Origin of the sequence: Mesoterricola sediminis, from assembly GCF_030295425.1 — a bacterium.
GTDB classification, from domain to species: domain Bacteria; phylum Acidobacteriota; class Holophagae; order Holophagales; family Holophagaceae; genus Mesoterricola; species Mesoterricola sediminis.
Map to the genome: position 1 here is coordinate 831,807 of NZ_AP027081.1, position 26,791 is coordinate 858,597.

General features: G+C 68.1%; 25 protein-coding genes. 11 read left to right on the top strand and 14 right to left on the bottom strand.

The window, feature by feature from the left end; all coding sequences use genetic code 11:
• Window positions 1-328: 328 nt before the first annotated feature.
• Window positions 329-1,666: an IS1380 family transposase gene (locus tag R2J75_RS03575; protein WP_316410509.1), complete on the top strand. Its 1,338-nt coding sequence runs from the start codon at window positions 329-331 to the stop codon at window positions 1,664-1,666.
• A 370-nt stretch (window positions 1,667-2,036) separates the two neighbouring features.
• Here R2J75_RS03575 and R2J75_RS03580 read toward each other — a convergent pair whose 3' ends face one another.
• From R2J75_RS03580 to R2J75_RS03590, 3 genes are all read right to left on the bottom strand, one after another.
• Window positions 2,037-2,702 carry a hypothetical protein gene (locus tag R2J75_RS03580; protein ID WP_316411085.1) on the bottom strand — a complete coding sequence of 222 codons (666 nt, stop codon included), beginning with the start codon at window positions 2,700-2,702 and terminating at the stop codon, window positions 2,037-2,039.
• A gap of 206 nt (window positions 2,703-2,908) precedes the next feature.
• Window positions 2,909-3,478, bottom strand: coding sequence for a hypothetical protein (locus tag R2J75_RS03585; RefSeq protein WP_316411086.1), 570 nt, complete (start codon window positions 3,476-3,478; stop codon window positions 2,909-2,911).
• A gap of 249 nt (window positions 3,479-3,727) precedes the next feature.
• A complete protein-coding gene (locus tag R2J75_RS03590) occupies window positions 3,728-4,345 on the bottom strand; it encodes a hypothetical protein (protein WP_316411087.1) in 618 nt (205 codons plus the stop codon).
• A 182-nt stretch (window positions 4,346-4,527) separates the two neighbouring features.
• Between R2J75_RS03590 and R2J75_RS03595 the strand changes: the two genes are divergently transcribed.
• Together R2J75_RS03595 and R2J75_RS03600 are read left to right on the top strand one after the other, a co-directional pair.
• Window positions 4,528-5,688 (top strand): IS256 family transposase, encoded by a 1,161-nt coding sequence (locus tag R2J75_RS03595; RefSeq protein WP_316411089.1) that lies wholly within the window; start codon window positions 4,528-4,530, stop codon window positions 5,686-5,688.
• Between the two features lie 66 nt (window positions 5,689-5,754).
• Entirely contained in the window at window positions 5,755-6,600 is an 846-nt protein-coding gene (locus tag R2J75_RS03600; RefSeq protein ID WP_316411090.1) for a hypothetical protein, read from the top strand.
• 51 nt (window positions 6,601-6,651) lie between these two features.
• Here R2J75_RS03600 and R2J75_RS03605 read toward each other — a convergent pair whose 3' ends face one another.
• The 5 genes from R2J75_RS03605 to R2J75_RS03625 all read right to left on the bottom strand — a co-directional run bounded on the left by R2J75_RS03605 (window position 6,652) and on the right by R2J75_RS03625 (window position 12,265).
• Complete coding sequence (locus tag R2J75_RS03605; protein ID WP_243329210.1) at window positions 6,652-7,176, bottom strand: hypothetical protein; 525 nt, start codon at window positions 7,174-7,176, stop codon at window positions 6,652-6,654.
• A 66-nt stretch (window positions 7,177-7,242) separates the two neighbouring features.
• Window positions 7,243-7,431 (bottom strand): hypothetical protein, encoded by a 189-nt coding sequence (locus R2J75_RS03610; RefSeq protein WP_243329211.1) that lies wholly within the window; start codon window positions 7,429-7,431, stop codon window positions 7,243-7,245.
• Between the two features lie 89 nt (window positions 7,432-7,520).
• On the bottom strand, window positions 7,521-8,099 hold the full coding sequence (locus tag R2J75_RS03615) for a hypothetical protein (RefSeq protein ID WP_243329212.1): 579 nt from the start codon (window positions 8,097-8,099) through the stop codon (window positions 7,521-7,523).
• Between the two features lie 14 nt (window positions 8,100-8,113).
• Window positions 8,114-11,260: a C10 family peptidase gene (locus tag R2J75_RS03620; RefSeq protein WP_316411091.1), complete on the bottom strand. Its 3,147-nt coding sequence runs from the start codon at window positions 11,258-11,260 to the stop codon at window positions 8,114-8,116.
• A gap of 192 nt (window positions 11,261-11,452) precedes the next feature.
• The gene (locus R2J75_RS03625) at window positions 11,453-12,265 is read right to left on the bottom strand and encodes a carbonic anhydrase (protein WP_243329214.1); all 813 of its coding nucleotides are present in this window, start codon (window positions 12,263-12,265) and stop codon (window positions 11,453-11,455) included.
• 170 nt (window positions 12,266-12,435) lie between these two features.
• Here R2J75_RS03625 and R2J75_RS03630 point away from each other — a divergent pair, with 170 nt between their 5' ends.
• The 4 genes from R2J75_RS03630 (at window position 12,436) to R2J75_RS03645 (ending at window position 16,449) form a co-directional block, all read left to right on the top strand.
• On the top strand, window positions 12,436-13,029 hold the full coding sequence (locus R2J75_RS03630; RefSeq protein WP_243329215.1) for a 5' nucleotidase, NT5C type: 594 nt from the start codon (window positions 12,436-12,438) through the stop codon (window positions 13,027-13,029).
• A gap of 182 nt (window positions 13,030-13,211) precedes the next feature.
• On the top strand, window positions 13,212-14,864 hold the full coding sequence (locus R2J75_RS03635) for an L-lactate permease (RefSeq protein ID WP_316411092.1): 1,653 nt from the start codon (window positions 13,212-13,214) through the stop codon (window positions 14,862-14,864).
• Window positions 14,865-14,886: 22 nt separating this feature from the next.
• On the top strand, window positions 14,887-15,297 hold the full coding sequence (locus R2J75_RS03640) for a cupin domain-containing protein (RefSeq protein ID WP_243329217.1): 411 nt from the start codon (window positions 14,887-14,889) through the stop codon (window positions 15,295-15,297).
• Between the two features lie 9 nt (window positions 15,298-15,306).
• Complete coding sequence (locus R2J75_RS03645) at window positions 15,307-16,449, top strand: pyridoxal-phosphate-dependent aminotransferase family protein (RefSeq protein ID WP_243329218.1); 1,143 nt, start codon at window positions 15,307-15,309, stop codon at window positions 16,447-16,449.
• Window positions 16,450-16,498: 49 nt separating this feature from the next.
• Here the strand turns inward: R2J75_RS03645 and R2J75_RS03650 are convergent, their stop codons facing one another.
• The 3 genes from R2J75_RS03650 to motA are packed head-to-tail and all read right to left on the bottom strand — an operon-like array spanning window position 16,499 to window position 18,662.
• A complete protein-coding gene (locus tag R2J75_RS03650; RefSeq protein WP_243329219.1) occupies window positions 16,499-16,915 on the bottom strand; it encodes a hypothetical protein in 417 nt (138 codons plus the stop codon).
• A gap of 4 nt (window positions 16,916-16,919) precedes the next feature.
• On the bottom strand, window positions 16,920-17,792 hold the full coding sequence (locus tag R2J75_RS03655) for a flagellar motor protein MotB (RefSeq protein ID WP_243329220.1): 873 nt from the start codon (window positions 17,790-17,792) through the stop codon (window positions 16,920-16,922).
• Window positions 17,793-17,795: 3 nt separating this feature from the next.
• Window positions 17,796-18,662: a flagellar motor stator protein MotA gene (motA, locus tag R2J75_RS03660; protein ID WP_243329221.1), complete on the bottom strand. Its 867-nt coding sequence runs from the start codon at window positions 18,660-18,662 to the stop codon at window positions 17,796-17,798.
• Between the two features lie 132 nt (window positions 18,663-18,794).
• Here motA and R2J75_RS03665 point away from each other — a divergent pair, with 132 nt between their 5' ends.
• Window positions 18,795-20,549, top strand: coding sequence for a nitronate monooxygenase (locus tag R2J75_RS03665; RefSeq protein ID WP_243329222.1), 1,755 nt, complete (start codon window positions 18,795-18,797; stop codon window positions 20,547-20,549).
• Window positions 20,550-20,630: 81 nt separating this feature from the next.
• On the opposite strand, the gene R2J75_RS03670 is transcribed toward R2J75_RS03665, so the two are convergent.
• A complete protein-coding gene (locus R2J75_RS03670; protein ID WP_243329223.1) occupies window positions 20,631-21,380 on the bottom strand; it encodes a class I SAM-dependent methyltransferase in 750 nt (249 codons plus the stop codon).
• A gap of 15 nt (window positions 21,381-21,395) precedes the next feature.
• Window positions 21,396-21,731, bottom strand: a complete 336-nt coding sequence (locus tag R2J75_RS03675; protein ID WP_316411093.1) for a hypothetical protein — start codon at window positions 21,729-21,731, stop codon at window positions 21,396-21,398.
• A 93-nt stretch (window positions 21,732-21,824) separates the two neighbouring features.
• On the opposite strand from R2J75_RS03675, the gene gluQRS reads away from it, so the two are divergent.
• Window positions 21,825-22,730: a tRNA glutamyl-Q(34) synthetase GluQRS gene (gluQRS, locus tag R2J75_RS03680; RefSeq protein WP_243329225.1), complete on the top strand. Its 906-nt coding sequence runs from the start codon at window positions 21,825-21,827 to the stop codon at window positions 22,728-22,730.
• 74 nt (window positions 22,731-22,804) lie between these two features.
• Here the strand turns inward: gluQRS and rpsT are convergent, their stop codons facing one another.
• Window positions 22,805-23,068 carry a 30S ribosomal protein S20 gene (rpsT, locus tag R2J75_RS03685; protein ID WP_243329226.1) on the bottom strand — a complete coding sequence of 88 codons (264 nt, stop codon included), beginning with the start codon at window positions 23,066-23,068 and terminating at the stop codon, window positions 22,805-22,807.
• A 199-nt stretch (window positions 23,069-23,267) separates the two neighbouring features.
• Here rpsT and argS point away from each other — a divergent pair, with 199 nt between their 5' ends.
• A complete protein-coding gene (gene argS / locus R2J75_RS03690; RefSeq protein WP_243329227.1) occupies window positions 23,268-25,067 on the top strand; it encodes an arginine--tRNA ligase in 1,800 nt (599 codons plus the stop codon).
• Window positions 25,068-25,107: 40 nt separating this feature from the next.
• A complete protein-coding gene (locus R2J75_RS03695; protein ID WP_243329228.1) occupies window positions 25,108-26,706 on the top strand; it encodes a CTP synthase in 1,599 nt (532 codons plus the stop codon).
• The last annotated feature ends 85 nt before the right edge of the window (window positions 26,707-26,791 follow it).

Genomic DNA, 26,791 nt, shown 5'->3' on the forward strand with positions numbered 1-26,791 from the left:
GAACAGGGCGCGAAGATCTTCGCGCCCTGTCCAATGATGTCCAGCGGGGCGAACCCTATCGAGCCGATGATGCTGCCTGCAGCGAAAGCCAAACCAAGTTGTTGGTTTTGAGCGAGTTGAAAATTGTCAAAGGTGGGGTGTTGAGGGCCCCGGGAAACGAATCGCCTACAAGGCTTTTAGCCTCCGTGGCGCCACGAAGGGGTAGAGGGTCTAACGCTTCACCTGAGTCCGTGCAATCCGCCTGCGGCGAATCTCCGGAAACCCAATATCCATGAGGGTTTGGTACCATTGTAGTCGGGTGATCGGTGTCACCCAACGGGTGACCCGAATGGAAATCAAGTTCATCAAGTCTGAGAAGATGGAACTGGTTGGAGGCGCAGGGCTTGCCTTGGTGGGCCAGATCCTGAACCGGTGCACGACCCTGGGCAAGGATCTCACCCGGCAGTTCCCCAAGCGGACCGGAGCCGTGCCGACCGGCGACGTGGCTTTGGCCTACGTCGCAACCCTCTGCACGGGGAAGAGCGACTTCGAGGCCGTCTCGACCCTGGAGGACAAGGTGCTCGCGCCGGAGAGCCTGGGCCTTCAGGCCTTCCCCTCGCCGGTCACCGTCCGGCAGCGGCTGGACGAAGGGGCGGACCTCTACATGCCCTACGTACAGAAAGCCACCGGCGACCTCCTACGCAAGAGCAAGGCCCCGATCACCGCCCTCTCCACCGGGCACGTGGCCCTGGACGTCGATGTCACCCCGCTGGACAACTCCAACTCCAAGAAGGAAGGCATCGGCTGGACCTACAAGCAATTCGAGGGCTACGCGCCCATCGCCGCCTACCTGGGCGAGGAGGGCTGGGCCCTGGGCTTCGAATTGCGGGAGGGGACCCAACACTCGCAGAAGGAGACCCCCGCGTTCCTGGCGCGGGTGAGCGCCCTCGCCAAGAAACTGGTGAGCGGGAGGAGGATCCTGCTCCGCATGGATTCCGGCAACGACGCATTGGAGAACTACGCCCTGGCTGCCGAGGAAGGCATCGACTACCTGGTCAAGCACAACTGGCGCACGGAGAACCTGGAGGTCTGGGCGGACAAGGCCGCGGGCATGCCGGAATCCGCCTGGAGCCACCCCCGGGAAGGGAAGCGGGTGGTGCGCTTCTCGGAGCGGATGGAACGAACGGTGAAGTTCAAAGGCGAGGAAAGGGTTGTTCGCTACCGGATGGTGGTGGAGGTTTCCGAGCGCACCACGGACGCCAAGGGCAACGCCCTGCTGCTCCCCCTGGTGGGCGTGGATGCCTGGATCACCAGCCTGGACCTGCCGGAAGCCGACGTGGTCGCCATCTACCGGGACCACGGCACGAGCGAGCAGTTCCATTCCGAGATGAAGGGAGAACTCGATCTGGAGCGGCTTCCCAGCGGCAAGTTCATGACCAACGCCCTCATCCTGGAGATGGGCGTCCTGGCCTACAACGTCCTGCGCCTCATGGGGCAGATCGGCCTGAAGGGGTACAAGCAGCGGCACGAGAGCAAGCGTCGCCGCATCCGGACGGTGATCCAGGAACTGCTGTGCGTGGCGGCACGGGTCGTTCACCACGCGGGCCAGGTGGCCTACAAGTTCGGGCGGACCTGTCTGGCCTTCGACCGGCTGGTCCTGCTCCGAGCCCATTTCTGCGGCGCCTGACGGCCTCCACGCTCTCGATCGGATGCCTCCAGAAACCACCGGCGTCAGGCCGGAGGACCATCCGGAATTTGGGGTATCCCGCCAAACGCCCCTGTTTCCCGGCCCACGAAGGGACCGTGAAGGTGCGAAGGCGGCCTTCGACATCTCAACCCGGCGCCTGGTCGGCGACAATGGCCCCATTCGGAGCGTGTTCCGTCGGATCCCGCAGGGATCCGCACGGATTCACGCTTCAAGTTGAGCGGCCCCAACCTAGCGGCGCGGATGTGGGAGAACGGGAGATGAGGTTCGCAATGCAAAGAGTGCAAGCGCTTAAGGTTGGGGTCTTGTGTTCGAACGCGGGGTTAGGCATGTGGGCTAAGCGCAGTTGGTTTCATTTATTGAAATCCTTTTCGCGAAATTTGGTATCAAATTCCTTGGGGTCGATTTCCTTTGCCCTTGATAAGAGTTCCTCGACTTCAGACTCGAGTTTTTCCTGAAATTGAACGTAGGCTTTATGCATCGGGCCTAACACGTCAATGTGGGGTTCATATGGGTTACTTAGGTGATATTCGATATGCCAGATTATATCGCATATGTTTTTAAGCATGCAGGTGAGTTCGTCTATATAATGAGAAAATTCCTTTTTGGCTGCGCCAGGGGACGGGGCAATACGAATTGCTTTGACGGTCTCCCGTGTGATTTGATGAAAATTGTCGATACTCTCATTGAATGTATCCAATGATAGATGGATCAATTGGTAAGATCTTCTTTGATGCACATTCAGATGGGCTTGAACATCCTTATAGTGTTGATTGAAAAAATAGTGAGAAATGCGGATTGGTATCCCGCCCTCTAACCTGAGATGAACGGCGAGCTGGATTTTCCGAGCAACAGATAATTTTGTGCGAATTAGTTGACCGTGGATATCTTCTAATTCGTCTAACAATCCTCTCTCGAGCATTGCCTCGTTTCTTCGTTCCCGAATAATTGCAGTCCCTTGGCCTAGCATCCAGCCTAGAAATACAGAGAACAGAGAAATCAATGTGTTGGAGGCCATGTTTAACCATGTTCTATGAAGTGCCTGGGTGATGTCTAACGCATGGAGTTTGGCTACCCCCAAAGTGACGGCGTGAGCGAGGGAGAATGGGAGTGGGGATATGAGAAGTATGACATTGGAGCGATAGGCTTTGGGGGTCGCGCTCGAGCGAAAGGTTAGGCAGGCGAGCTTTTGGTGCGGTGCCGGGGAGCTGTGGCGCCTTAGAGTTACGCAGATGCGAGGCGATAAATATAGGTCATGATCTTCGTTGCCATGTAAATGGCTGTTGTGGCTCCGAGGACGACCAGGACTGAGGAAAGCCACTTCAGCCACCTGGCTGGTTGGGGTGTTGGAAGAACATTGATAATTTCAACAAACCCTTCATCGGATTTTGCATAAGTATTGATCCCACTCCAAAGCAGAGGAGGGAAATATAGATATGCAAGGGTGACCTGCTCATCCGGTCGTAATTTGGGAATACAGATTTCATTTCCGCTCTTATCTGGAAGATCAATTACTTCGTACTGGCAAGGAGGGAAAACCGAGAATGCTGGAAGCGCAGTGTGGCCTAGGCGAATATTGGTCGCAGTTTTCCTTCCGGCATTGCGGACAACAATGGAATGCGTATGGACAACTAGAGACTCGCCATCGGGAATGGGCATCTTCACCGCTGAGGAATGTGCCAGGTAACTTATTACTTTTGGGCGCTTCTCCAGATGCCTATTTAGGAAGGCGCCAACGCTGACGCCGGCAATTGGGCCTAAATATCGCGAGAATAGATCCCAATCAATGGACATGAATGGCCTCCATGTATATTGCGAATTCTTAACGCAGAACAGTTGCCGGTTGGGAGGTTCTTAACAAGGGGCAGGGGGGGGCGCCTAACGACACCGTTGACCAGCCCTGGCAGGCGAGGCGGGCGGCATAGGGTGGAAGATGGGGTGGGTCGGAGAGGTCATCGGAGCCAGGGCGAGCAGGGTCTGGTCGAACACTGGGTTAGGCAGCCAAGCCCAAGGGGGCCTGGCGATCGCGGCAGAAGGAGAGATTCATTCTGCCACCCAAAGGCTCGAGTTCACACAACCTCGGCCGACGCATATTCCTTTGGTGTAAAGGGAATGGGCCAACGCGATTCTGTAATCTCCCTTTGTCTTCGGGGCGCCCTGAATCAGGCTCTCAATCGGATGTAGTCTTCGATCACGGACATTTTCTAAAATTTGCTTCGCGGAATATTTGCATACAATATCTTCTACCCACTTGAGTTCGGCTTCGTTGTAACGAATAGGTAGGTTTTTTATCGCCTTGGGGTTCTTAAATATATAGCCCTGATGATGTTGACTAATGGCTATTTCAAATGCCTCTCTGCGACCCTTTTCAGTGGCAGGAAGGCGCTTTTCAATTTGAATTGCATACAGGAGAAATGGGGCCTCAATGCATATCATTCGGCGCCCACTAGGAAGGCATACATCGGCAACTACAAAGCTGGGTGCAGTGGATGTGTTTGTCAGGGCACGCCAGAACTGGACGTCTTGTTGGGTCACCATCCCCGCTGATCTGGCATCCTGAGCCGATTTGGGAGGCAGGGTCGGCGGAGGTGGGGCGAAATCGTCCTGTGCTGCCAGGCTGAGAGCGAAAAGGATTGCAGCAAAAATTCTTCCGATTTGCATGGGCTGCCTAACTAGAATTCTGCGACAAGTGGGGTTTGCAGAATTGTCTCAGAACTGGAGAACGGAGACACCGCAATTCTTGATAGAGTCCCAGGGAGTGGTGTAAGAGCCGGGTAGGCAGACAGTTGGCCACCGTTCCCCGTATGTTTGTTTTTGCCGAACGAACATAGGAGCGGAAAACGATGGCCAGAGAAAGTGTGGAGGGTCTTGGGGCCCTGGGCAAGGCTTTGGAGGAGGGGAGCGGGGATTTCCTGCGCCAGCTCGTGATGATGACCCTGGAACGGATCATGGCAAGCGACGTCACGGCCCTCTGCCAGGCGGAGGCCGGGGAACGGTCGCCTTTGCGCGAGAATCAACGGAATGGCTACCGGGACCGGGCCTGGGAAACCCGACTGGGGACGATGCCGCTGCGGATTCCGAAGCTTCGTCAGGGAAGCTACATGCCGGACTTCCTGGAGCCACGTAGAAGCTGGGAAAGGGCTTTCCTGAGCGTGGTCTCGGAAGCTTACGTGCTCGGGATCTCCACCCGAAAGGTGGAACACCTGGTCGAGCCGATGGGGGCCAAGGGGATGTCGAAAAGCGAAGTCTCCAGGCTGGCCAAGGACCTGGATACCGAGGTGACGGCGTTCCGGGAAAGGCCGCTGGAAGGCCCCTTCCGCTACATCTGGCTCGACGCCATGTATCCGAAGGTCCGGGAGGGTCAGCGGGTGGTGGGCTTGGCCGTGCTTGTGGCCATCGGCGTGAACCAGCAGGGTTACCGGGAGGTGCTGGGCCTGGAGGTGGCGGATGGAGAGATGGAATCGGCTTGGAGCGGCTTCCTGGGGGGCCTGGTCAAGCGCGGGTTGAAGGGTGTCGAGCTGGTAGTTTCGGACGCCCACACCGGGCTGAAGGCAGCGGTGCGACGGGTTCTGAACGGTGTCTCCTGGCAGCGGTGCCGGGTTCATTTCATGCGGAATGCAGCGACGCGGTTGCCCAAGGCGGTGCAGGAGGAGCTTCTGGACCGCCTGAAGCAGGCCTTCCAGGCGCCCTGCAAGGAGGATGCGCAGCGGTTGTTCGCGGCCTTGGCCCTGGATACCCAGCGCAAGCATCCCGGCTTCTCGGCCCTGCTGGACGAGGCGGTGGAGGACGTCCTGGTCTACATGGATTTCCCCAAGGTCCACTGGCGAAAGATCCACTCGACCAACGTGCTGGAACGGGAGAACCGGGAGCTTCGCCGCCGATCCGACGTGGTGGGCATCTTTCCAAACCGGGCCGCGGTCCTGCGCCTTCTGGGATCGCTGCTTGCGGATCAGCATGCCGAGTGGGTTTCTGCCCGGTTCCCTTACCTGAAGGTGAAGGCGTGACGGCCCTGGGGCGAGGTCGCGACCCACCTGGCCGGGGCGGTGCGCGGGCATGGAAAGGCTGATGGATTGCCCGCTGGATTTCACTCCGCGAAACGGGCCTTCGGCTCGCCCTCCGGGTCCACAGGCAACGCCCCTTCGGGGCGCCCTTCGGGTCCACAACCTTCCCACACCCGCGGGCTTCGCCTGGAAAACGCTGGCGCGTTTCCCACACTGCCCCGGCCAAAGGTCCATCAGCAGCAGCATTTCATTGAAATCGGATCATACGGGTACGGCGGCGCTTCGCTGGCCGCTCTTGCTACACCACTTGACGGGACTCGGGCGACCGGCGCCCAGGAGGACGCCATCCAGAAGGCCCTGGCCCGGCATGGAGCCGGGCACCTGGTGGAGAACCGGGATCTGCTGCCCAGCGAGCGGCTGGAGCAGGTGGACGCGGTCATCCGGGAGGCCCTCCTGGACGGGGGCAGTGCCCGTTGGATCACCGCCCTGGCGCCCGTGCTGGTGCTCAACATCGACCGGGTGAACCTTCCCAAACTTTTCGCGCAGTTCCGGGACTATGGGCTGCAACGGCGGTTCCTCTGGTTGATCGACAATGAGGTGGAGGCCCTCCGGGAATTCCGGGACGAGCGCCTCCCCCGCAAGGAAAAGGTGCTCCTTGCCCGTGCCTTGGCAGCCCTGGACCTCTTCCGGGAGGGCCTGCCCCATTTGGGGTTGGAGGAGCCCAACGGGCCTAAGGACACCTTGGGTCCCGGCCTCCTGTCTCCTGAATCCAGGGAGGAGGTCCGGGCGGGCGCGTCAAGGATCTCAAACCGATGGCGGATCCTGACGCCCATCCAGGTGGCAGACTTCCGGGACGCGCTGGAGGAGAGTCATGTCCTCAACCCATCCCATCGAGCCGTTCCTCCCGGACCTTGACCGGGCCTGGGCGGTGGACTGGGATGCCCATTTCCCCAGGGGGCGGTGGGCCTAGTGGCCGGGGGTTCGCGAGACCAGGGTGACGGAGAGGTTGAGGGTGCCGTCGGCTGGGGTGCCTGCGGGGCGGGAGCCGGCCAGGAGGGGCTGGGGCTGGTCGGGTCGGACCTCCAGGGGGCCGCCCGTGGTCGTGAAGGTGGGCTCGCCTGCGCCGGGGGGGAGGGGGAAGGTGCCGGAGGCGCTGACCCAGTCGTTGCCGCCCTCGGTGCGGCTGGCCACCACGACCTTCATCTGGGTGCCCGCCAGGGGCAGGGCGGCCACGTAGAGGGTCTGGGCGTCGGGGGCCACGGCGCGCTGGAAGAGGCCGCCGGCGGGGGCACCGGGCCAGGCGCCGGTGATCCGGATCTGGCCGATCTGCTTGGCCTGGTCCCGGGTCAGGTGGACGGTGCGCACGGTCGCGCCCAGGTCCTGGAGGAGGGGCTCGGGGAGGGTGACCCGGTCATCCCGCGTGCGGCCGCAGCCCAGGATGGCCAGGGCGGCGGCGAGGGGGACGGGGAGGAGCCAGGTTGGGGGCCTCATGGGGGGACTCCTTGGGGAGGGGACGGGCTCGGGGACCTGCGCCGGCCGGAGCGGCTGGATCCAGCGTCAGTCCTGGCCGGCCCGGACGGGAATGCGCCCACCGGAAACGCGGTTCAGGACATGGCCCAGGGGCAGCAGGGTGAGGCCGTAGAGGAATCGCACGACCGGTCCGCTCTGCCGGCGGTCGAAGAGGGTCTTCCGGCGTTCGGGCTGGGAGCCCCCGAGGCGGGAGGTGTGGCGCTGGCGACGGTCCATGGGTTCACCTGTGGGAAAGGGGGAGGAACGGGGCCTGGCGGGCCCTCCTGGAGGGATGCCGGCCGGAGGACAAAGGTTGCCGCGCGCCGTCAGTTCGCGGTGATGGGGGAGGCGGTGACCGCGATGGCGGAGAGGCTGCCGTCGGGGTTGAGGATCTGACATTTGGCGGGGTCGGGGGTCAGGGTGAGGGTGGTGCCCGGGGTGACCATGGGGTTGAGGTCCAGGGCGACGCGCATCAGGGGCTTGTCCAGGGCCTTGGGGGCGGTGAGGCCCTTCTGGGCGGCGGTGGCCTGGAGGGTGGTGCCGCTGAGGCGGGCCTTGAGGATGGGGGTGCCGGAGCCGAGGTCGAAGGCGGTGCCGTTGGCCACATAGGTGTGCGCGGCGTCCGAGGCCTGGACGTTGGACCAGGAGGCGCCGCTGCCGGCCAGGGTGAGGGTGAGGGTGGCGCCGCAGGCGGTGGTGGCGGCGGGGCCCCAGAGCTCGAGGACGAGGTGGCCGCCGCTGCTGAGGGTCGCGTTCCGGCGCAGCTGGTAGGTGCCGGAGGTAGGGTCCGCATAGGCGAGGGTGGTGGCGGTCTTGGGGGTCTTGTCCTGGGAACCGCCGCCCCCGCCGCCGCAAGCGGCGAGGAGGCAGAGCAGGACGGGCAGGAGGGCGTGGCTGGGCTTCATGGGGTGCTCCGCGTTCACTTGATCTCGTTCAGGAGGGTGGCCAGATCGGTGTCGTCCACCGTGCCGCTGCCCTTGAAGTTGGCGGGGCTGGAGGCGGGCTTGCCCCACTCGGCGGCGAGGAGGAGGAGGTCGCGGGGGTCGGCGGCCCCGTCCCCGTTGAGGTCGATGCCCTTCACGGTGAGGGTGGCGGTGGCGGAGCGGGAGGCGGAGGCCTTGTGGACGGCCGTGAGGGTGTAAGTGGCGGTGGTCAGGGGCACAGTGCTTGGGACGGTCACGGTGGTGCTGAGGCCCGTGTCGACGTGCAGGGCCGGGGAGGTGAGGCTCCAGTCGACGCCGTAGCCCAGGTCGCCGGTGCACGTGAAGGCCTGGGATAGGCCCGGCCGCAGGATCACGCTGGCGGGGCTGATGGCCAGGTTGACGGCGGCGAGGTCCACCACGGTGATCTGGGCCGCCGCGGAGCGCGTGGGGGCGCCGTTGCTGGTGGCCGTCACCGTGAAGGTCCCGGGGGTGGCGCTGCTCCAGGCGGCCGCGTTGGCGCCGGTGGAGGTGAAGGCGCCGCCGCTGCAGGTCCAGGTGACGGTGCCGTCGGTGAGGGTGCCGACGGTCGCGGTGAGGGAGACGGGCTGGGCGAGGGCGGCCAGGGCCGTGGCGGGGGTGACCGACACGGGGATGGTGGCGGGGTCCATGAGGATCACGGAGCGGGTCGCCGCGGCGCCGCCCGGCTCGACGGGGGTCGCGCTGACGGTGAAGACGCCTGCGGCGGAACCGGCGGTGAACTGGGTGGTGGCGGCGCCATCGCCCGCGGTGCGGACGGGGTCGAAGGTGCCGCCGCCGGGGGTGACGCTCCAGTCCACCCGGTTGTCGGAGGTGAAGCCGGTGACGGTGGCGGTGAAGGGGGTCCTGGCGCCGGTCGCGAGGGTGAGGGGGGTCGCGGGCAGGGAGGCCCGGGGCCCCGCGAGGAGCGTGAGGGCGATGTCGTCGAGGGCGAACACGGTGCCGGTGTTGTCGCCGCCGGGCTGGTAGGACTCGAAGCGAAGCCGGACGGTCTGGCCCCGCCAGGGGGTGAGGTCATAGGGCCCGTAGGCCTTCCAGGTGACCTTGCCTCCGGAGGTCTGGGCCCCGGTGTTGTCGGCCGAGGCCAGGGTGGCCAGGGTCGCGCCGGTCGCATCGAGCACCTTGACCTTGAAGAGGTTGGAGGCCGCGGCGGGGGTGGCGCTCTTGTTGAGGATGCCCATCCAGAAGGAGAGACCGATGGAGCCGGCGTCGGGCAGGGGCACGTCCTGCATGGCGAAGTCGGTGCACGTGGAGGTCCAGTCGCCCAGGCACAGCCACTGCTTGCCGGCGTGGGGGTCGATTTCCGTGTACCAGCCGGTGCCCAGGACCACGCCGTTGGCCCACAGGTTCCAGCCGTCGGCGCCGTGTTCGAAGGTTCCGTTGTAGAGGCGCACGACACTGAGGGTCGCGGGCGGGGCGTCGGCGGCGCCCTGGGTGCCGGTGACCCGCAGGCCGATCGAGGCCTGGTCGTCGGCCAGGGCCGCGCCCGTGAGGGTGTACTGGGGGGCGTCGGTCCCGACGGGGGCGCCGTTCCGGGTCCAGGCGAAGTGGAGGGGGCCGAGGCCCGTGGCGCCCGCGGTGAAGGTCACGGTGCCGCCGACCTTCACCTCGGTGGAGGCGGGGGCGGGGGCGATGGTGGGCGTGGCGCCGCTCCCCTGGACCAGGTCGACGCCCCAGAGGTTCCCCGCGGTCCCGTAGTCCGCCGAGGCGGAGAGGATGCGGACCGCGGTGGGCCAGGCGGCGCCGCCTCCGGAGGCGGTGACGGTGTGCACGCCGGGGGTGAGACCCTTGAGGCCGTAGACGCCGGTGGCGCTGGTGACCGCGGTGACGGTGCCGTCGGTGACGCTGACGCCGGCGACGGGCGCGCCCGCGGCGTCCGTCACGCGGCCGCTGAGGATCTCGCCGGTCCCGCTGGGGAACACGTTGTAGATGCAGTCGTCCACCAGGTCGAAGGACGGGGAGGAGTCGATGGTCGGCAGGGCGTACCAGGCGTTGTACGAGCCCCCCCAGCCCAGGTTCAGGTGGTAGTAGCGCGTGGCGCCCGAGTACCCGTAGCCGTCGCAGACGATGGAGTGGCCGCCCTTGTCGCCGCTGATGCCGAGGATGACCGGGTAGCCCGCCTCGAGGCCGGGGATGACCATGGCCTCCAGGCCCTGGCCCGTGAGCTCGCCGCCGTTGGAGCCGAACACGGCGTTGGCGTACTTGAAGGTGCCCTTGAGCTGGGTGGCCGCGGTGTGGTCGCTGGCCCCGGAGCCGTCCGCGGCGTAGCTCATGTTCACGGACACGCCGGCGTCGTAGGTCAGGGCGCCGATCATGGCCCGCTCCCCCTCGAGCGTGGTGTAGCCGGGGCTCAGGGGCATGGAGGACCACAGGTAGGCGCCGCCGGAGCCGTCCCCTCCGCGGGTGGTCAGCGACCTGGAGACGCCGTCCACCTTCACGGTGAAGGTCTTCACGCCGATGCCCGCGGTGGGCCAGGTGTGGAAGCGCATGAGCTGGGACATGGAGGTGGCCACGCAGCCGCACACGTAGTTGTTCGGGGTGAACATGTTGTAGGTGTACTGGCCCCCGGCGTTCCCCTGGCTCCAGGTGCTCTGGAGGAGGGGCTGGACGCGCACATCGGTCACGGAAACCAGGGATGTCTCGATGGACGGCCCCGCCACCAAGGCCTGCCAGCGGCTCGCGGACCGGGCCACGGCCTCGGGCCAGGCCCCTGGGCCCTTGCCCAGGCGGTCCAGCCGGTTCAGGCGCGCGCCGAGGTCCCGGCGGAGCATGAGGTAGAGGTGGCTCTCCTCGCCGGTCTCCAGGGCGGGGGCCTCGCTGAGGGCGACGATGGGTTCGAGGCGGTCGTCGGCGGCGAGGACGAGGAAACCGCCACCGGCCAGGCGGGCTTCATGGAAGAGGACGCGCCCCAGGGCGTCCCCGTGGGAGATGACCTCGGCGACATGGGCGCCCACCTTCAGGCCCAGGGGGGCGGGGGCGCTCTGGAGCCAGGCGTCCGCTGCCATCCGGGCCTGGTACGCGGTGACGGGATCCGCGAGGAGGGCCGCGCCGGCGGCCAGGGCCAGTCCCAGGGAGGACCTTCGGACAAGCAGGGACGTCGTGGACATGCGGCCTCCGGGCGCCAGACACGGAGATCCGGCGCCGTTGAGGCAGGAAAGCCGGTGAGCGGACGGGTCTCAGGGTGATCGGATTTTTCTCAACCTATGATCACCCGGGCGCCCGGTCGTGGGTGCCCCTCGTCGCGGGATTGTGACAAAGGTCCGGCTGGATCGCACATCCGGAGCCGGGAGCGGCACACGCTAGCTGTGGCCCCCGGTTTTTTCGCCGTGGCCGGGCACGACGGCGGGCAGGAAGCGCACCTTGCCGGTGGCCAGGTCGTACACGGCCGGGACGACGCTCAGGCTGCCCTTGGCGCAGCGTTCCAGGAGGAGGGGACTGCGGGCGAGGACGCTCTCCGCCTGGCGCCGCGCGTTGGCCTCCACCAGATGGGAGAGGTGGGCCCCGGCGGATTCACCGCCCCGGGGGACGCTGTCCAGGAGGCCGGCCATGGCGGCCTGGAGGCTCCACAGGTTGCCGGGCAGGGGGGTGGGGCCGGCCTCCTGGACGGCCTTCACGGCCCCGCAGGATTCGTGGCCCAGGACCACGATGATCCGCGAGCCCAGGTGCTCGACGGCGTATTCGGCGCTGGCCAGGCCCTGGAGGTCGGGCGCGTTGCCCGCTTCCCGGATGGTGAAGAGGCGGCCCAGTTCCTGGTCGAAGATGAAGTTGTCGGCCAGGCGGCTGTCGCTGCAGGTGATGATGACGGCGAAGGGGGCCTGGCCCTTGGCCAGGGCTTCGCGGGCGCCGGGATCCAGGGCGCCCATCTGGGACCGGATGCGCAGGCCGCGCACGAAGCGCTCATTACCTTCCTGGAGGGCGAGGAGCGCACCTGCCGGGCTGGCGGCCTCGGGGCCATCCGGGGACTGGGCGGCGCCCAGGAGGGTCCGCCTCAGGCCGGCTGCCTCCAGTTCCAGGGCCCTGAGGCGGGTCTGGGCGGCGGATTTCTGGGGGGACTGGGCCATGGCGGAGGCCAGGGCGATGAAACAAACCATCAGGGGGGTGAGCCGGCGCATGGAAACCTCCTCCGGGGGTTCCTGGTTCATCGTCACGGGCGGCCGGGAGATGAAATCTGGAATTCTTCATGGGGATCGGCGCGCCGGACCGGGGGGAGACCTCCGTATAATCCGGGAAGACCCGTTTCCTTTCCGGCCGGATTTCGCCCGGGGAGCGCCCTGGAGGACGCATGGCCAGTCCCCCCATCGCCCTGTTCGACATGGACGGCACCTTGGCCGACTACCATGGCCGGCTGCGGGCGGACCTGGCGCGGATCGCGGCCCCCGGGGAGGGCGTCGGGGACCTGTTCGGCGAGGGGGTGCCCGCCTACATGGAGGCCCGCCGGCATGTCATCACCTCCCAGGCTGGTTGGTGGCTCGGCTTGGCGCCGTTCCCCCTGGGCTGGGACATCCTGCACCTGGTCCAGGACCTGGGCTTCCGGATCGTGGTGCTCACCAAGGGACCCTCGAGCAAGCCGGGCGCCTGGACGGAGAAGGTGCAGTGGTGCGACCGCCACCTCAAGGGGGTGGTGGAGGGCATCACCATCACCCACGACAAGGGGCTGGTCTACGGCAAGGTCCTCGTGGACGATTACCCCGACTACATCGAACGCTGGCTGGCCTACCGGCCCCGGGGCATGGCGGTCATGCCCGCCCATCCCCACAACGAAGGGTTCTCCCATCCCCAGGTGGTCCGGTACGACGGCACCAACCTGGAGGCGGTGCGCCGGGCCGTGCTGGCCTGCCTCCGGCGGGACGACGCCTGCGAGGACGACGGGGCCTAGGAACCGCCCCGTACGTCGCCAGGCTCCAGGCGTCCCTGGTCCTGCTCCGGCACCCCGCGGCGGGCCCGGCAGGTCCGGGTCGCGGGCTTCGTTGCAATAAATAACGACCTGATGGTCGGTTTTTGGGCTAGTCTGGGCCATCCCGATCCATCCACAACCCACCGCGCGTGAAAGGACTGCCCATGCCCTGGACCCAGAACTATTCCGCCCTGAGGGGGAGCCTCCTCCTCACCGCCCTCGTCGTCGCGCTGCCCATCGTCTTCCTGTTCTGGGCCCTCGCGGTCAAGCGCATGAAGGGCCATCTCGCGGGCCCCCTCACGCTGCTGCTGACCATCGTCATCAGCGTGGCGGTGTACCACATGCCCGTGAAGGCGGCGCTCTCGGCCAGCCTCCTGGGCATGGTGACGGGGCTCTTCCCCATCGGCTGGATCATCCTCACGGCGGTGTTCCTCTTCAACCTGACGGTGGAGTCGGGCCAGTTCGAGGTGATCAAGGCCTCCATCTCCTCCCTGAGCCCGGACCGGCGCGTGCAGGCCCTCCTCATCGCCTTCTCGTTCTCGGCCTTCATGGAGGGCGTGGCGGGGCAGGGCGCGCCGGTGGCGGTGGCGGCCGCGATGCTCATCGGGCTGGGGTTCCCGGCCCTGCCGGCGGCCGTCATCTGCCTGGTGGCCAACACGCCGCCCGTGCCCTTCGGGCCCGTGGGCGTGCCCACCCTCATGATGTCCACCGTCACCGGCATCCCCGGCACCGTGATGGCGCGGGCGGTGGGCTACGACATGGCGCTCTTCGCGCTGGGCATCCCCTTCTTCATGGTGTGGGTGATGGTGGGCTTCCGCCGGGCCCTGGAGGTGCTGCCCGCGGCGCTGGTGGCCGGGGCGAGCTACGCCGCCGCCTCCTTCGCCGTCTCCACCTGGTTCGGCCCCGAGCTGCCGGCCATCACCGCCTCCATCGTGAGCCTGCTCGCGCTGGTGGTCTTCCTGAAGTTCTGGCAGCCCGCCTCCGTGTGGACCTTCCCGGAGGAGGGGCGCGCCGCGGAGGTCCGCAGGCACTCCGCCGCCGAGGTGCTCCGGGCCTGGTCCCCCTTCATCATCCTCATGGTGATCATGGGCCTCTGGGGCACGCCCTTCTTCAAGAAGTGGGTGGCGGGCCACAACCTGTTCGTGATGGTGAAGGAATGGCCCGGCCTCCACGGGCTCGTGCTGAAGGGCGCCCCCATCGTGGCCAAGCCGGCCGTCTACGGCGCCAACTACAAGTGGGACTACTTCGCCGCGCCGGGCACGGCCATGTTCCTGGCGGCGGTGCTCTCGACCTTCGTGCTCCGGCTCTCCCCCGCGACGAGCCTCCGGGTCCTGAGGCGCACGTTCCGGCAGCTGCGCTTCGCGCTGGTGACCCTGGCCTCCGTCATCGGCCTGGGCTTCCTGGCCAACTACTCCGGCATGTCCTTCACCCTCGGCCTGGCCTTCGCCGTCCTGACGGGGATGGCCTTCCCGGTGTTCTCGCCGGTGATCGGGCTGGTGGGCGTCTTCCTCACGGGCAGCGTGACCTCGTCGGCGGCGCTGTTCGGGAAGCTGCAGCAGGTGACGGCGATGCACCTCGGCCTGAACCCGGTGCTCACCACCTCGGCCAACCTCTTCGGCGGGGTCATGGGCAAGCTCATCTCGCCCCAGAGCATCGCCGTGGCCTGCGCGGCGGTCGGTCTTGTCGGCCAGGAGACGGACATTTTCCGGCGCACCCTCAAGTACTCGCTGATCCTCCTCTGCATCGTCATCGCCGTGGTGCTGGTCCAGGCCTTCGTCCTGCCCTGGATCCTCCCCGTCGCGCCCGCCGCAAGCTGACCCCCTTCCCCAGGAGACCGCCATGCCCGCCCCTGATCCGACCACCCTGAAGGGCCTCGTCGATTCGACGCCGGCCGAAAGCTTGCTCATTCGCTTGGCCGACTACTATGCCGGCCGCACCCTCCCCGAGAAGGGCGTGGACAGCGAGGTGAAGTACGACTGCCCCCGGACCCAGCTGATGGTGCGCACCCTCGTGAAGGGCTCCAGCATCGGCGCCCACTTCCACACCGTCAGCGACGAATATGTGATCGTCGTGGGGGGACGGGGCGAAATCCTGGTCAACGGCACGTGGAAAACGGTGAAAATGGGTGACGTGCACGTCTGCCCCCGGGGGATCGTCCACGACACGCGGGCGCCGGAGGAGAACCTCCGCTACCTGTCCATCTTCACGCCGCACCTTCCCCCGGGAACTGACATCAACTGGATCCAGTAGGAGGCGCCCATGCGCGAAGAGACCCTGACCATGATTCCCGGCCCGACGCCGGTGCATCCCGCCATTCTCGGCGCCCTGGCCAGGCCGACGGTGAGCCACGTGGCCCCCGGCTTCGTGGCCGAATCGAAGGAGGCCATCGACGGCTTCCGCAGGCTCTGCCGCTCCGAGAAGGGGCAGGCCTTCGTCGTCGCCGGCGGCGGCACGCTGTCCATGGAGATGGCGGTGGTGAACCTGGTGGCCCCGGGCGAGAAGCTGCTGGTGGTCAGCCACGGCTACTTCGGCGACCGCTTCATCGACCTGGCCCAGTCCTTCGGGATCCAGGTGGACGCGCTCAAGGCGGAGTGGGGCAAGGTCGTGCCCCCCGCGGAACTGGAGGCGAAACTGAAGGCGGGCTCGTACGCGGCCGTCACCATCACCCACGTGGACACCTCCACGGGCACCCTCAGTCCCGTGGCCGAGTACGCCAAATTCCTCAAGGGCCGTCCCGAGATGTTCATCCTGGACGGCGTCTGCGCCACGGGCGGCGTGGACGAGCGCATGGACGACTGGGGCGTGGACGTGATCCTCACCGCCCCCCAGAAGGCCATCGCGGCCCCGCCGGGGGTGGCCCTGGTGACCTTCTCCGAGCGGGCGCTGGCGCGCCGGCAGGCCCGGGCCTCGGTCCCCGGCTACTACGCCGACATCCTGCGCTGGCTGCCCATCATGCAGGATCCGGGCAAGTACTTCTCCACCCCCGCGGTCAACGAGGTCACCGCCCTGGCGGAGGCCCTGCGCATGATCCACCGGGAGGGCCTCGACGCCCGCTTCGCCCGGCATGCCCGCATCGCCCAGGCTGTGCGGGCGGGCGTGGCGGCCCTGGGCCTGGAGCTCTTCACCGATGCGGGCAACCGGGGCGACACCCTTTCCGTCATCCGGCTCCCCGAGGGCGTGGAGGACCTGGCCTTCCGCAAGGGCATGGCCGAGCGCGGCATCGTCGTGGCCGGCGGGCTGGGTCCCATCGCGGGCAAGACCTTCCGCCTGGGCCACATGGGCAACATCGCGGCCGGCGAGATCACCGCCGTGCTGAAGGCCCTGGAGGAGACGCTCGCTTCCCTGGGCGTCAAGGTCACCCCCGGCGCCGCGGTCGCCGCGGCCGCGCCCTTCCTGCCCTGATCCGACGGGTTGTCGCGAGGCCCCCGGACCCCGGTCCGGGGGCCTCGGTTCATCGGCCGCCGATCTCCAGCTCCAGGCGCACCTCGCCGGAATCGAAGACCCCCGCGGCCACGCCGGGCACCACGTGGAGGACGAGCCCCCGCAGGCCCCTGGGGTCCACCCGGCCGCCAGGGTCCTTGAACACCGTGGCCACCACCTTCCCGGCGCCGTCCCGGAAGGTGATGCGCAGGTGGCGCAGGATGCGGGGGCCATCGCCGGGCAGGATGCCCTTCCAGCGGTGGACGAGGGGCCGAGCGGGATCGGGCCAGGGGCAGGTTCCGGAGAAGGTCGTCACCTCGCCGCCGGGGGCGGCGGCCCGGAAGGCCACCTCGGCGGTCAGGGGCCCGGGGGTGGGCACGGGGTCCACCCGCAGCACCCCGTCCAGGGGGTGGGCCAGGGCGGCGGCGAGGAGGAGGGCGGGGAGCATGGGCCTACTTGCCCTTGGGCTTGGCCTTCTGCCGGTCCTGCTCGGCCTTTTCGGTGGCGCTGCTGAGGACCACGATGGAAATGCGGCGGTTCATGGGGTCCTTGGGATCCTTGCCCTCCAGGGGCTGGGTGTCCGCGTAGCCGGTGACCCGGCGGACCTGGCCCGCGCGGAGGCCGGCGGATTCCAGGACCCGGCGGGCGGAGTTGGCCCGGTCGGCGCTCAGCTCCCAGTTGGTGTAGGCCTGCTTGGGGTACTGGACGGCGTCCGTGTGCCCCCCGATGAGGATGTGGTTCGGCAGCTTGCCCAGTTCCTTGGCGATTTCCTTGAGGATGGTCAGGGTGTAGGGCTTGAGGGTGGCGCTGCCCGAATCGAAGAGGACCTGGGCCGCCCGGTCCTGGAGCTGGATCCGGAGGCCCTCGTCGGTGAACTCGAAGCTGATCTGGTCCTGGAAGGTCTGGAGGACCTTGTCCTCGTGGAAGGCCTTGTCGATGGTCTTGGCGGTCTCCTCCATGGCCTTCTGCTCGGCCTCGATCGCCGCCCCTTCGAAGTCCACGTTCTCGGGGCCGCTGCCCCCGTCGCCGGTGCCCTCCTTCATGCCTCGTCCGCCCGGCAGGATGCCTCCCTTTTCCAGCTTGTAGGCCTCCATGATGGCCTTGCCCTTTTCCGTGTTGAAGAAGTTGGGGTCCTGGAAGGAACCGGCGATGCCCGCCTTGGTGTTCTGGGAGCTGGAGTTGAGCAGCCACATGAGCAGGAAGAACGCCATCATGGCCGTCACGAGGTCGGCGTAGGCCACCTTCCAGGCGCCGCCGTGGGCGGCGGCGTGGCCGCCCTTCTTCTTGACGAACTTGATTTTGACTTCCGGTTGCTGCTCGGCCATGGGTTACCGCGGCTTGATCTGGCGCACCACCTCTTCCAGCTCGGAAGCGCCGGGGCGTTCGGGGCCGGGGATGTTGCGGCGGGCGAATTCGACCGCGGTCACGGGGGCGGCGCCGTTGCCGAAGGCCACCAGGCCGGCCCGGAGGGCGTTGAAGAAATGGCTCTCGGCGGCGTTCACCTGGTCGATGTGCTTGGCCAGGGGGGCGAACACGCCGTAGGCCAGGAAGATGCCGAGGAAGGTGCCCACCAGGGCGGAGCCGACCTTGCCGCCGATGACGTTGGGGGGCTGGTCCAGGAAGCCCATGGTGATCACCACGCCCATGACGCAGGCGCAGATGCCGAAGGCGGGGAACCCGTCGGCCATCACGTTCACGGCGGCCCCGGGGGCGGCGCTCTCGGCGTGGTGCACGTCCAGGTCCATGTCCATCACCTGGTCGATCTCGTCGATCTTGGCCGAACCGTTGATCAGGAGCTTCATGGAGTCGCAGAAGAAGTCCATGGCGTGGTGATCGTTGGCGACGGCGGGGTATTTCTTGAAAATACTCGAGCTGTGGGGGTCGTTGACGTCCTGCTCCAGGGCGAGGAGGCCCCCCTTCTTGATGTTGACGTAGACCTCGTACTGCATCATGAGCGATTCCATGTACACCGCCTTGGTGTACCGGCTGCCCTTCAGGGGCTTGGCGAGGTTGGACACCACGGATTTGATGGTATTCATGGTGTTGCCCGCCAGGAAGGCGCCGATGGCGGCCCCCAGGAGGATGGTGCCCTCGGCCGGCAGGGGCTCCATGAGGACGTGGATCTTGCCACCCTCCATGGTGTAGCCAGCCAGCACGGCGCCAATGACGACGACAAGGCCAATAATGAAAAACATGTACAAAGCTCCCCGAGGCTTTTCGGAATCTGGACCGGACCCCTTAAATCTAGCCTAGTTGGACCCCCCCTCTGTCATGCTGAATTCTGAAATGGCCCTGCGGAGTCCCCCAGGCCCCACGGAGGAGATCCCATGACCTGCTCCCAGCCCTTCCGGGCGGACAACCCATTGTTCTTTCAAGGGTGGCACCCCTTTTCCGCCGACGCGCTGACGGCGGCCTTCGCCGGGGCTGGGGGCCTGGGCGTCATCCGCATGCCGGCCTTCCCGGATGGGGAGGCCCTCGTGGAGCGCCTGGCCGAACTGCGCCGGGCCGGCCAGGTGGGCATGGACATGCGCGGGGTCCTGGGCGACCTGTCCGGACGCATGGAACATGCGGCCAAGCAATTGTCGGCCTTCGTCGTCCACGGGTCGGAGATCGTTCCCGCCCGCCTCGAGGCGCTCAAGGCCTGGGGCGTGCCCCGCGTCGTGGAAGTGAGGGACGCCCTGGAGGCCAAGCTCGCCGCGGCCCAGGGGGCGTCCGCCCTGCTCGTGGCCGAGGGCGAGGCCCTGGCCGAACGGCTCCGCCGCATGGCCCGGGAGACCGGGCTGCCCTGTTTCGCGCCCGCCGCGGGCGCCGCCGAGGGCGAGGCCCTCCTGGCCGGGGGCGCCTCCGGGCTCCAGCTGCGGGGCCCCTCCCTCCTGCGGGAAGGCGCCGCGGACTTCCTCGAGGGCTTCCGGCGCCGGATGGCCCAGGCCCTGGAGCGCCCGGCCCTGGAGGCCCTGGTGGGCGCCCCCCAGGCCGAACTGCCCCGGCTGCGCATCCGCAACCTGGACATCCCCTATCCCGTCATCCAGGGCGGCATGGGCATCGGCGTCTCCTGGGAGAACCTGGCCGGGAACGTCGCCCGGTGCGGCTGCGTGGGCATCGTGTCCGCCATCGGCACCGGCTACCGCTACCCGGAGCTCGCCGCCCACGTGGCGGGTCGCCCCAGCCAGCCCGAGAACCTGAACAGCTCCGAGGCCCTCACCCGCATCCTCCACAGCGCCCGGGAGATCGCGGGCCCCAAGGGGGTCATCGGGGTGAACATCCTGTGCGCCATCAATGACTACGATCGGGTGGTCCGGGATTCGGTCGCCGCCGGCGCCCAGCTGATCATCTCCGGCGCGGGCCTGCCCCTCGGGCTCCCCGGGCTGGTGGGGGACGCGGACGTGGCCCTGGTGCCCATCGTCTCCTCGGCGCGGGCCCTCAAGCTGATCTGCAAGACCTGGCAGCGCAAGTACGACCGGCTCCCCGACGCCGTCGTCCTGGAGGGCCCCGAATCCGGCGGCCACCAGGGCTTCTCGCTGGAGCAGTGCACCGATCCCGCCTACAGCCTGGAGGCCCTGGTGCCCGAGGTGGTGGCCGAGCGCAACGCCTGGGGCAGCTTCCCCGTCATCGCCGCCGGGGGCGTCTGGGACCGGGCCGACATCGACCGCCTCCTGGCCCTGGGGGCCGACGGCGTCCAGATGGCGACCCGCTTCATCGGCACCTTCGAGTGCGACGCCCACCCCCGCTTCAAGGAGGTCATCCTCCGCGCGGACAAGAGCACCATCGCCCTCCATGGGTCTCCCGTGGGCATGCCGGCCCGGGGCGTGAAAACCCCCCTCCACGCCCGCATCGCCATGGGCACCGCCCCCCGCATCCGCTGCATCTCCAACTGCGTGGCCCCCTGCGGGCACGGCAAGGGCGCGGCCGAGGTGGGCTACTGCATCGCGGACAGCCTGGGCGACGCCTGGGGCGGGGACGTGGAGCAGGGGCTCTTCTTCACCGGCAGCAGCGGCTGGAAGCTCCGCGAACTGGTCCACGTGCGGGACCTGGTGGGGGAGATCACCCAGGACTACGGCCTGTCGCGCCTGCGGGAAGCCTAGCCTAGCCTGGTCCCTGCCCGGGTCGGGGCCGTTCGCGCCGGCGGACCGGGGCGTAGGTCGGGGCCAGGGGCGGGGATCGTCCTACATGCGGTAGAGGTAGAGGCAGGCGTCTCGGCGGCCCGGGAGGGGAATCCGGGCCTCCGGGGTCACGCCCGGAATCTCGAAGGTGTTGGAGACGAGGAGGGTGCCCGGGCGCATCTCCCGCCGGGCCTTCTCCCACAGCCGGGGCATGGGGGCCGGGCTGAGGAAGGCGTAGACGACGTCGTAGCCCGCCAGGTCCAGGGCCCAGAGGCTGCCCAGACGGACCGCGCAGTTCCCCCGCAGGGGCAGGGTGCGGAGCCAGGCGACGAGGAAGGGGAAGGGGGAGGCCTCCACCCCGAGGAAGAAGCCATCCGGCCGGTTCCGGGCCAGGTGGGCCAGGGGCCCTCCGAAGCCCGCGCCCAGGTCGGCGAAGCGCAGGAGGGAGGCCGGGCACAGGCCGAGGAGGGCCGCCCAGGCGGCGCGGTTGGAGTGGTAGAGGGGCACCCGGGTGAAGAGGCCGCCTCCGAAAACGAGGAGGAGCAGGAGGAGGCCCAGGGGCCAGGTCCAGGCCGGCAGGGCGCTGCGGAGCAGGGCGTCCATGGCCCAGGGCAGGAGGAGCAGTGGCGCCACCCAGCCCGGGGCCAGGCCGAAGCCGAGGCCGGCCCCGGCGGCCAGGATGCCCATGATCCCGACCGCCTTCGCCCCCTGGAGGGCGGCGGGGAGCAGGCCGGCCCGGGCCACCGCGAGCAGGAGGAGGTAGGCCAGGACCAGGGCGGCGCAGGCCCGCAGGACGGGGGGAAGGCGGTGCATGCCATGGATTATGCCCTACCTGGCGGCGAGTCCGGTCCGGCCCGCGAGGGTCAGGTGGAAGGCGGGAAAGGCGATGGCGAGGCTGCCGGCCACCTGCAGGCCCGGGGCGCCGTCCCGGCCCAGGTCCGCGGCCGCGCTGGCGGAGACCTGGTGCGTGGCGTCCGTGTACCGGATGGAGCCGGACAGGGTGAGGCCCAGGCCGGATCCGCCCAGGACCCGCCGGATCACGGGCCAGGTCCGGGCGAGGACCTCCCGGCCCCAGCCGGAACCGGTGACACGGGCGAGGTGGGCGTCGTCCAGCCTGGGCAGGGCGAGGCGGTGGGCCAGGGGGAGGCGGGCGGAAGGGGGCATGGCGGCTCCTGGGAAGGGATGGCTTTCGGGCGGGGCCCCGGGGAGGGTTCCCCATGGGATGCCGGCGCCCCGGGAAGGGTTAAGCTGGAATCCATGACCGTCACCGGCCGCTTCGCGCCCTCCCCCACCGGCGAACTCCACCTGGGCAACCTCCGCACGGCCCTCGCCTCCTGGCTTTCGGCCCGGGCGGCGGGGGGCCGCTGGATCATCCGCATGGAGGACGTGGACACCGCTCGCTGCCGGGCCGCCCTCGGCGACGCCCAGCTGCGGGACCTGGCCGCCCTGGGCCTGGAGAGCGACGCGCCGGTCCTGTGGCAGTCCCGGCGGGGCGGGGCCTACCGGGTCGCCCTGGAGGCCCTGCACCGGGCGGGGCGCCTCTACCCCTGCGTGTGCACCCGGAAGGACCTGGCCACCCTGGCCTCGGCCCCCCACGCGGAGGATGGCCTGCGGCCCTACCCCGGCACCTGCCGCGCCCGGCCCCTGCCGTTCCTGCGCCCCGATGCGCTCCGGTGCCGGCTGCCGGAGGGGCCCGTGGCCTGGGAGGATCTGGGCCTGGGCCCCCAGGTGGATGACCCGGCCGCCCTGACGGGGGATCCCCTGCTGCACCGCCGGGATGGCTGCTATGCCTACCACCTGGCCGTGGTCGTGGACGACGGGGCCCAGGGCGTGACGGAAGTCGTGCGGGGCCAGGATCTCCGGAGCGTCACGGCCACCCACCTTCGGCTGCAGGAGGCCCTGGGCCTGCCCCGCCCCCGCTATGCCCACCTGGGCCTCGTGACGGCCCCGGACGGGTCCCGGCTGGGCAAACGGGACGGGGCCCTGGGCCTGGCCCGCCTGCAGCACCGGGGCCTGCCGGTGGCGGCGATCCTCGGCTGGCTGGGCTGGAGCCTGGGCTGCCTGGACCGGCCCGAACCCGCCACGGCGGCGGACCTGGCCGGGCGGTTCCGGTGGGACCGGGTGCCCCGGGGGCCGGTGGCCGTGCCGGCCGACTGGGTGTGAAGGAATCGAGCTGGCGGGCAGCGTACGCACGACAGCCCGGCCGAGGCCGGGCTGTCAGCGCCTTGCCGGAGGGCCTAGGCCAGCGCGTTGACCTTGAGGGTCAGGCGGCTCTTGGCGCGGTTGGCGGCGTTCTTGTGGAGCACGCCCTTGCGGCAGGCCTTGTCGACCACGCCCAGGGTGCCGGGCAGGAGGGTGGTGGCCTCAGCCTTGTTGCCGCTGGCGACCACGGCCAGGAACTTCTTGACGGCGGACTTCATCGCGGAGCGGTTGGCGCGATTGCGCAGGCGCGCTTCGGCGTCGTGGGCGGCTTTCTTGGCGGCGGACTTGTGATTGGCCATGAATCCTGACTCCTGGTTCTCGTACGTGCGGGCAGCGATTCGCCCATGAAGGCGAAAAACCATCATACCTCCGCCAGCCCGGAATTCAAGGGGAAAGACCGCGATATTGCCCAAAGTTGGGGCTTCCCGCCGGCCCCCGCTTCTTCCAAGATGGTTGGAGGCCCCTGGCTTCCGGATCAAGGATTGTCATGGAGCAGGCATGGAGCGTTTGAAGGCGGCATTCACGGAAGCCCTGGCGGCGGCCCTGCCCGGGATGGAGATCGTCCTGGAGCGGCCACGTTCCGGGGAGATGGGGGACCTGGCCTTCCCCTGCTTCAAGGCGGCCAAGGCCCTGGGGCGCAACCCGGCCCAGGTGGCCCAGGAGCTGGCGGGCGCCCTGCGCATCGACGGCGCGCGGATCGTGGCGGCCGGTCCCTACCTGAACCTGAAGCTGGAGCCCGCGCGGCGCGCGGCCTTCCTCCTGGACGCGCTCCTGGGGCCCCGCCCCTACGGCAGCGGGGATCCCCACGCGGAGACGGTGATCGTGGAGTACAGCTCCCCGAACATCGCCAAGCTCTTCACCATCGGACACCTGCGCAGCACCATGATCGGCCACGCGCTGGCCCAGGTGAACCGCTACCTGGGGGCCAACGTCGTCCGCATCAACCACCTGGGGGACTGGGGCACCCAGTTCGGCACCCTCCTCGCCGCCTACAAGAAGTGGGCGGAGCAGGAGAACCCCCGCCTCGAGGAGGATTTCCCCTGGGCGGAGGCCATCCCCGAGAAGATGCGCAGCCCGCTCTACCGGCTCTTCCAGCTCTACGTGCGCTTCCACGCCGCCGAGGAGGAGGACCCGGCCCTCCGCGACGAGGCCCGGGCCTGGTTCCGGCGCCTGGAGGAGGGGGACCCCGAGGCCCGCCGCCTCTGGAGCTGGTTCCGGGAGATCAGCCTGCAGGCCTTCGACCGCATCTACCGGCGCCTGGGCGTGGGCTTCGACCACCTGGAGATGGGCGAGGCCTTCTACCAGGACAAGCTCACCCCCACCCTGGACCGGCTCGAGGCGGCCGGCATCCTCCAGGACGGGGAGAACGGGGCCCGCATCGTGGACCTGGAGGACGTGGGCATCGCCACGCCCTGCCTCGTCCAGAAGGCGGACGGCTCCAGCATCTACGCCACCCGGGACGTGGCGGCGGCCCTGTACCGCCAGGACACGTGGCGCTTCGACCGCTGCCTCTACGTGGTGGGCTCGGACCAGATCCTCCACTTCCAGCAGATCTTCGCGGTCGCCGAGAAGGTGGACCCCTGGTTCAAGGGCCGCATGGTCCACACCCCCTTCGGCATGGTGAACCTGCCCGAGGGCAAGATGAGCACCCGCAAGGGCAACGTCATCTTCCTCGAGGACGTGCTGGACGAGGCCGTCAGCCGCGTCACCGCCATCATCGACGAGAAGAACCCCGACCTGGCCGGCAAGGCGGACGTGGCCGAGATGCTGGGCCTGGGCGCGGTGATCTTCTTCAACGCCCTCAACGACCGGGTCAAGCCCATCACCTTCACCTGGGACCGGGTGATCGCCCTGGACGGGGACACGGGCCCTTACGTCCAGTACGCCCACGCCCGCATCCTCTCCGTCCTCCGGAAGGCCGGCGGCGGGTGGGCGGACATGGCCCGGCCCGAGCGCGCGCCCAGCGACGCCTCCGCGGCCGTGGCCTACGCCCCGGCGGCGGTCCCGTCCGACCTGGCTGGGCTGGCCGAGGCGCCCGCCCAGGCCCTGCTCTTCGAGCTGGCGGGGCTGCCCGACGCCATGCGGGTCATGGCCCGCGAGCACAGCGCCACGGCCCTGGCCCGGCAGCTGCTGGCGGTGGCCAAGGCCTTCTCCGGCTTCTACACCAACTGTCCCATCCTCTGGGCCGAGAACGCCCCCGAGGTCCGGGACGCGCGGCTCGCCCTGTGCGTGGCGACGGCGAGGGCCCTGCGCCAGGGCCTGTTCCTCCTCGGGATCCAGGCCCCGGAGGAGATGTGAGTTTCCTTGATCGACTTTGTCCAGCGGGGGGGGTGAAGCCATGACCAAGTTCGTGTTCGTGACCGGGGGGGTTCTCTCCAGCCTGGGCAAGGGGATCGCCGCGGCGTCCCTGGGAGCCCTGCTGGAGGCCAGGGGGCTGAAGGTCACCCTGATGAAGATGGACCCCTACCTCAACGTGGATCCGGGCACCATGAGCCCCTTCCAGCACGGGGAGGTGTTCGTCACCGACGACGGCGCCGAGACAGACCTGGACCTGGGCCACTACGAGCGCTTCACCTCGGTGCCCACCAGCCGGAACCACACCATCACCACCGGCCGGATCTACAACACGGTGATCCAGAAGGAGCGCCGGGGCGACTACCTGGGCAAGACCGTCCAGGTGATCCCGCACATCACGGACGAGATCAAGGCCACCATGCGCAAGGTCGCCAAGGACGTGGACGTCGTCCTGGTCGAGATCGGCGGCACGGTGGGCGACATCGAGAGCCAGCCCTTCCTCGAGGCCATCCGCCAGTTCAAGCTCGAGGCGGGCTACGGCAACGCCATCAACATGCACCTGACCTACGTGCCCTACATCAAGGCCGCCGGCGAGCTGAAGTCCAAGCCCACCCAGCACAGCGTCAAGGAGCTGCGGGCCCTGGGCATCCAGCCCGAGGTGCTGGTGTGCCGCGCCGACGTGGAGATCCCCCGGTCCCTCAAGGACAAGATCGCCATGTTCTGCTCCGTGGCCCCCGACGCGGTCTTCAGCTGCAAGGACGCCACCACGATCTACGAGGTGCCCCTCAACCTGCACCTGGAGGGCCTGGACGCCAAGGTGGCCTCCCTCCTCAACCTGCCGGACCGGGAGCCCGACCTCACCCCCTGGCACGACCTGCTCCACCGGATCCGCAACCCGAAGGGCAGCGTCCGCATCGGCATCGTCGGCAAGTACGTGGAGTTCAAGGAGAGCTACAAGTCCCTGATCGAGGCCCTGAACCACGCCGGCTACGGCCTGGAGACCCAGGTCGAGCTCAAGTGGATCGAGGGCGAGGAGCTGGACCACGGGCAGGTGGAGGACTTCCTCGCCGACTGCCACGGCATCCTGGTGCCCGGCGGGTTCGGCGTGCGCGGGACCTCCGGCATGATCAAGGCCATCCGCTACGCCCGCGAGAACCGGGTGCCGTTCTTCGGGATCTGCCTCGGCATGCAGATGGCGAGCGTCGAGTACGCCCGGCACAAGGCCGGCCTGGACGGGGCCGACTCCACGGAGTTCGAGGAGAATCCCCGCCACCGGGTGATCTTCAAGCTGAGGGAGCTCGTGGACGTGGAGGAGCTGGGCGGCACCATGCGCCTGGGCGCCTACCCCTGCGTGCTCAAGGAGGGCAGCCAGGCCGCGAAGGCCTACGGCAGCACCCTGATCTCCGAGCGCCACCGCCACCGCTACGAGTTCAACCAGGCCGAGTTCCGGGCCCCCCTGGAGCAGAACGGCCTGTCCTTCACGGGGCTCTCCCCCGACGGCACCTTCGTGGAGATCGTGGAGATCGCCGACCATCCGTACTTCCTCGGGTGCCAGTTCCATCCCGAGTTCAAGAGCAAGCCCCTGTCGCCCCACCCGCTCTTCACGGCCTTCGTGAAGGCGAGCGTCGGCAACCGGGCCTGACAGCACCCACGGGGGGCGGGGCGCCCGTCCCCCTCCGTATTTGACCGCGCGATGCCCCGGCATGCCCTGGCCACCGCGTCCGCCT

Excerpts from the sequence above, each read along its gene's own strand:
- R2J75_RS03575 (WP_316410509.1), top strand. The coding sequence starts at position 329 with ATGGAAATCAAGTTCATCAAGTCTGAGAAGATGGAACTGGTTGGAGGC.
- R2J75_RS03580 (WP_316411085.1), bottom strand. The coding sequence starts at position 2,702 with ATGGCCTCCAACACATTGATTTCTCTGTTCTCTGTATTTCTAGGCTGG.
- R2J75_RS03585 (WP_316411086.1), bottom strand. The coding sequence starts at position 3,478 with ATGTCCATTGATTGGGATCTATTCTCGCGATATTTAGGCCCAATTGCC.
- R2J75_RS03590 (WP_316411087.1), bottom strand. The coding sequence starts at position 4,345 with ATGCAAATCGGAAGAATTTTTGCTGCAATCCTTTTCGCTCTCAGCCTG.
- R2J75_RS03595 (WP_316411089.1), top strand. The coding sequence starts at position 4,528 with ATGGCCAGAGAAAGTGTGGAGGGTCTTGGGGCCCTGGGCAAGGCTTTG.
- R2J75_RS03605 (WP_243329210.1), bottom strand. The coding sequence starts at position 7,176 with ATGAGGCCCCCAACCTGGCTCCTCCCCGTCCCCCTCGCCGCCGCCCTG.
- R2J75_RS03610 (WP_243329211.1), bottom strand. The coding sequence starts at position 7,431 with ATGGACCGTCGCCAGCGCCACACCTCCCGCCTCGGGGGCTCCCAGCCC.
- R2J75_RS03615 (WP_243329212.1), bottom strand. The coding sequence starts at position 8,099 with ATGAAGCCCAGCCACGCCCTCCTGCCCGTCCTGCTCTGCCTCCTCGCC.
- R2J75_RS03620 (WP_316411091.1), bottom strand. The coding sequence starts at position 11,260 with ATGTCCACGACGTCCCTGCTTGTCCGAAGGTCCTCCCTGGGACTGGCC.
- R2J75_RS03625 (WP_243329214.1), bottom strand. The coding sequence starts at position 12,265 with ATGCGCCGGCTCACCCCCCTGATGGTTTGTTTCATCGCCCTGGCCTCC.
- R2J75_RS03630 (WP_243329215.1), top strand. The coding sequence starts at position 12,436 with ATGGCCAGTCCCCCCATCGCCCTGTTCGACATGGACGGCACCTTGGCC.
- R2J75_RS03635 (WP_316411092.1), top strand. The coding sequence starts at position 13,212 with ATGCCCTGGACCCAGAACTATTCCGCCCTGAGGGGGAGCCTCCTCCTC.
- R2J75_RS03640 (WP_243329217.1), top strand. The coding sequence starts at position 14,887 with ATGCCCGCCCCTGATCCGACCACCCTGAAGGGCCTCGTCGATTCGACG.
- R2J75_RS03645 (WP_243329218.1), top strand. The coding sequence starts at position 15,307 with ATGCGCGAAGAGACCCTGACCATGATTCCCGGCCCGACGCCGGTGCAT.
- R2J75_RS03650 (WP_243329219.1), bottom strand. The coding sequence starts at position 16,915 with ATGCTCCCCGCCCTCCTCCTCGCCGCCGCCCTGGCCCACCCCCTGGAC.
- R2J75_RS03655 (WP_243329220.1), bottom strand. The coding sequence starts at position 17,792 with ATGGCCGAGCAGCAACCGGAAGTCAAAATCAAGTTCGTCAAGAAGAAG.
- motA (WP_243329221.1), bottom strand. The coding sequence starts at position 18,662 with ATGTTTTTCATTATTGGCCTTGTCGTCGTCATTGGCGCCGTGCTGGCT.
- R2J75_RS03665 (WP_243329222.1), top strand. The coding sequence starts at position 18,795 with ATGACCTGCTCCCAGCCCTTCCGGGCGGACAACCCATTGTTCTTTCAA.
- R2J75_RS03670 (WP_243329223.1), bottom strand. The coding sequence starts at position 21,380 with ATGCACCGCCTTCCCCCCGTCCTGCGGGCCTGCGCCGCCCTGGTCCTG.
- R2J75_RS03675 (WP_316411093.1), bottom strand. The coding sequence starts at position 21,731 with ATGCCCCCTTCCGCCCGCCTCCCCCTGGCCCACCGCCTCGCCCTGCCC.
- gluQRS (WP_243329225.1), top strand. The coding sequence starts at position 21,825 with ATGACCGTCACCGGCCGCTTCGCGCCCTCCCCCACCGGCGAACTCCAC.
- rpsT (WP_243329226.1), bottom strand. The coding sequence starts at position 23,068 with ATGGCCAATCACAAGTCCGCCGCCAAGAAAGCCGCCCACGACGCCGAA.
- argS (WP_243329227.1), top strand. The coding sequence starts at position 23,268 with ATGGAGCGTTTGAAGGCGGCATTCACGGAAGCCCTGGCGGCGGCCCTG.
- R2J75_RS03695 (WP_243329228.1), top strand. The coding sequence starts at position 25,108 with ATGACCAAGTTCGTGTTCGTGACCGGGGGGGTTCTCTCCAGCCTGGGC.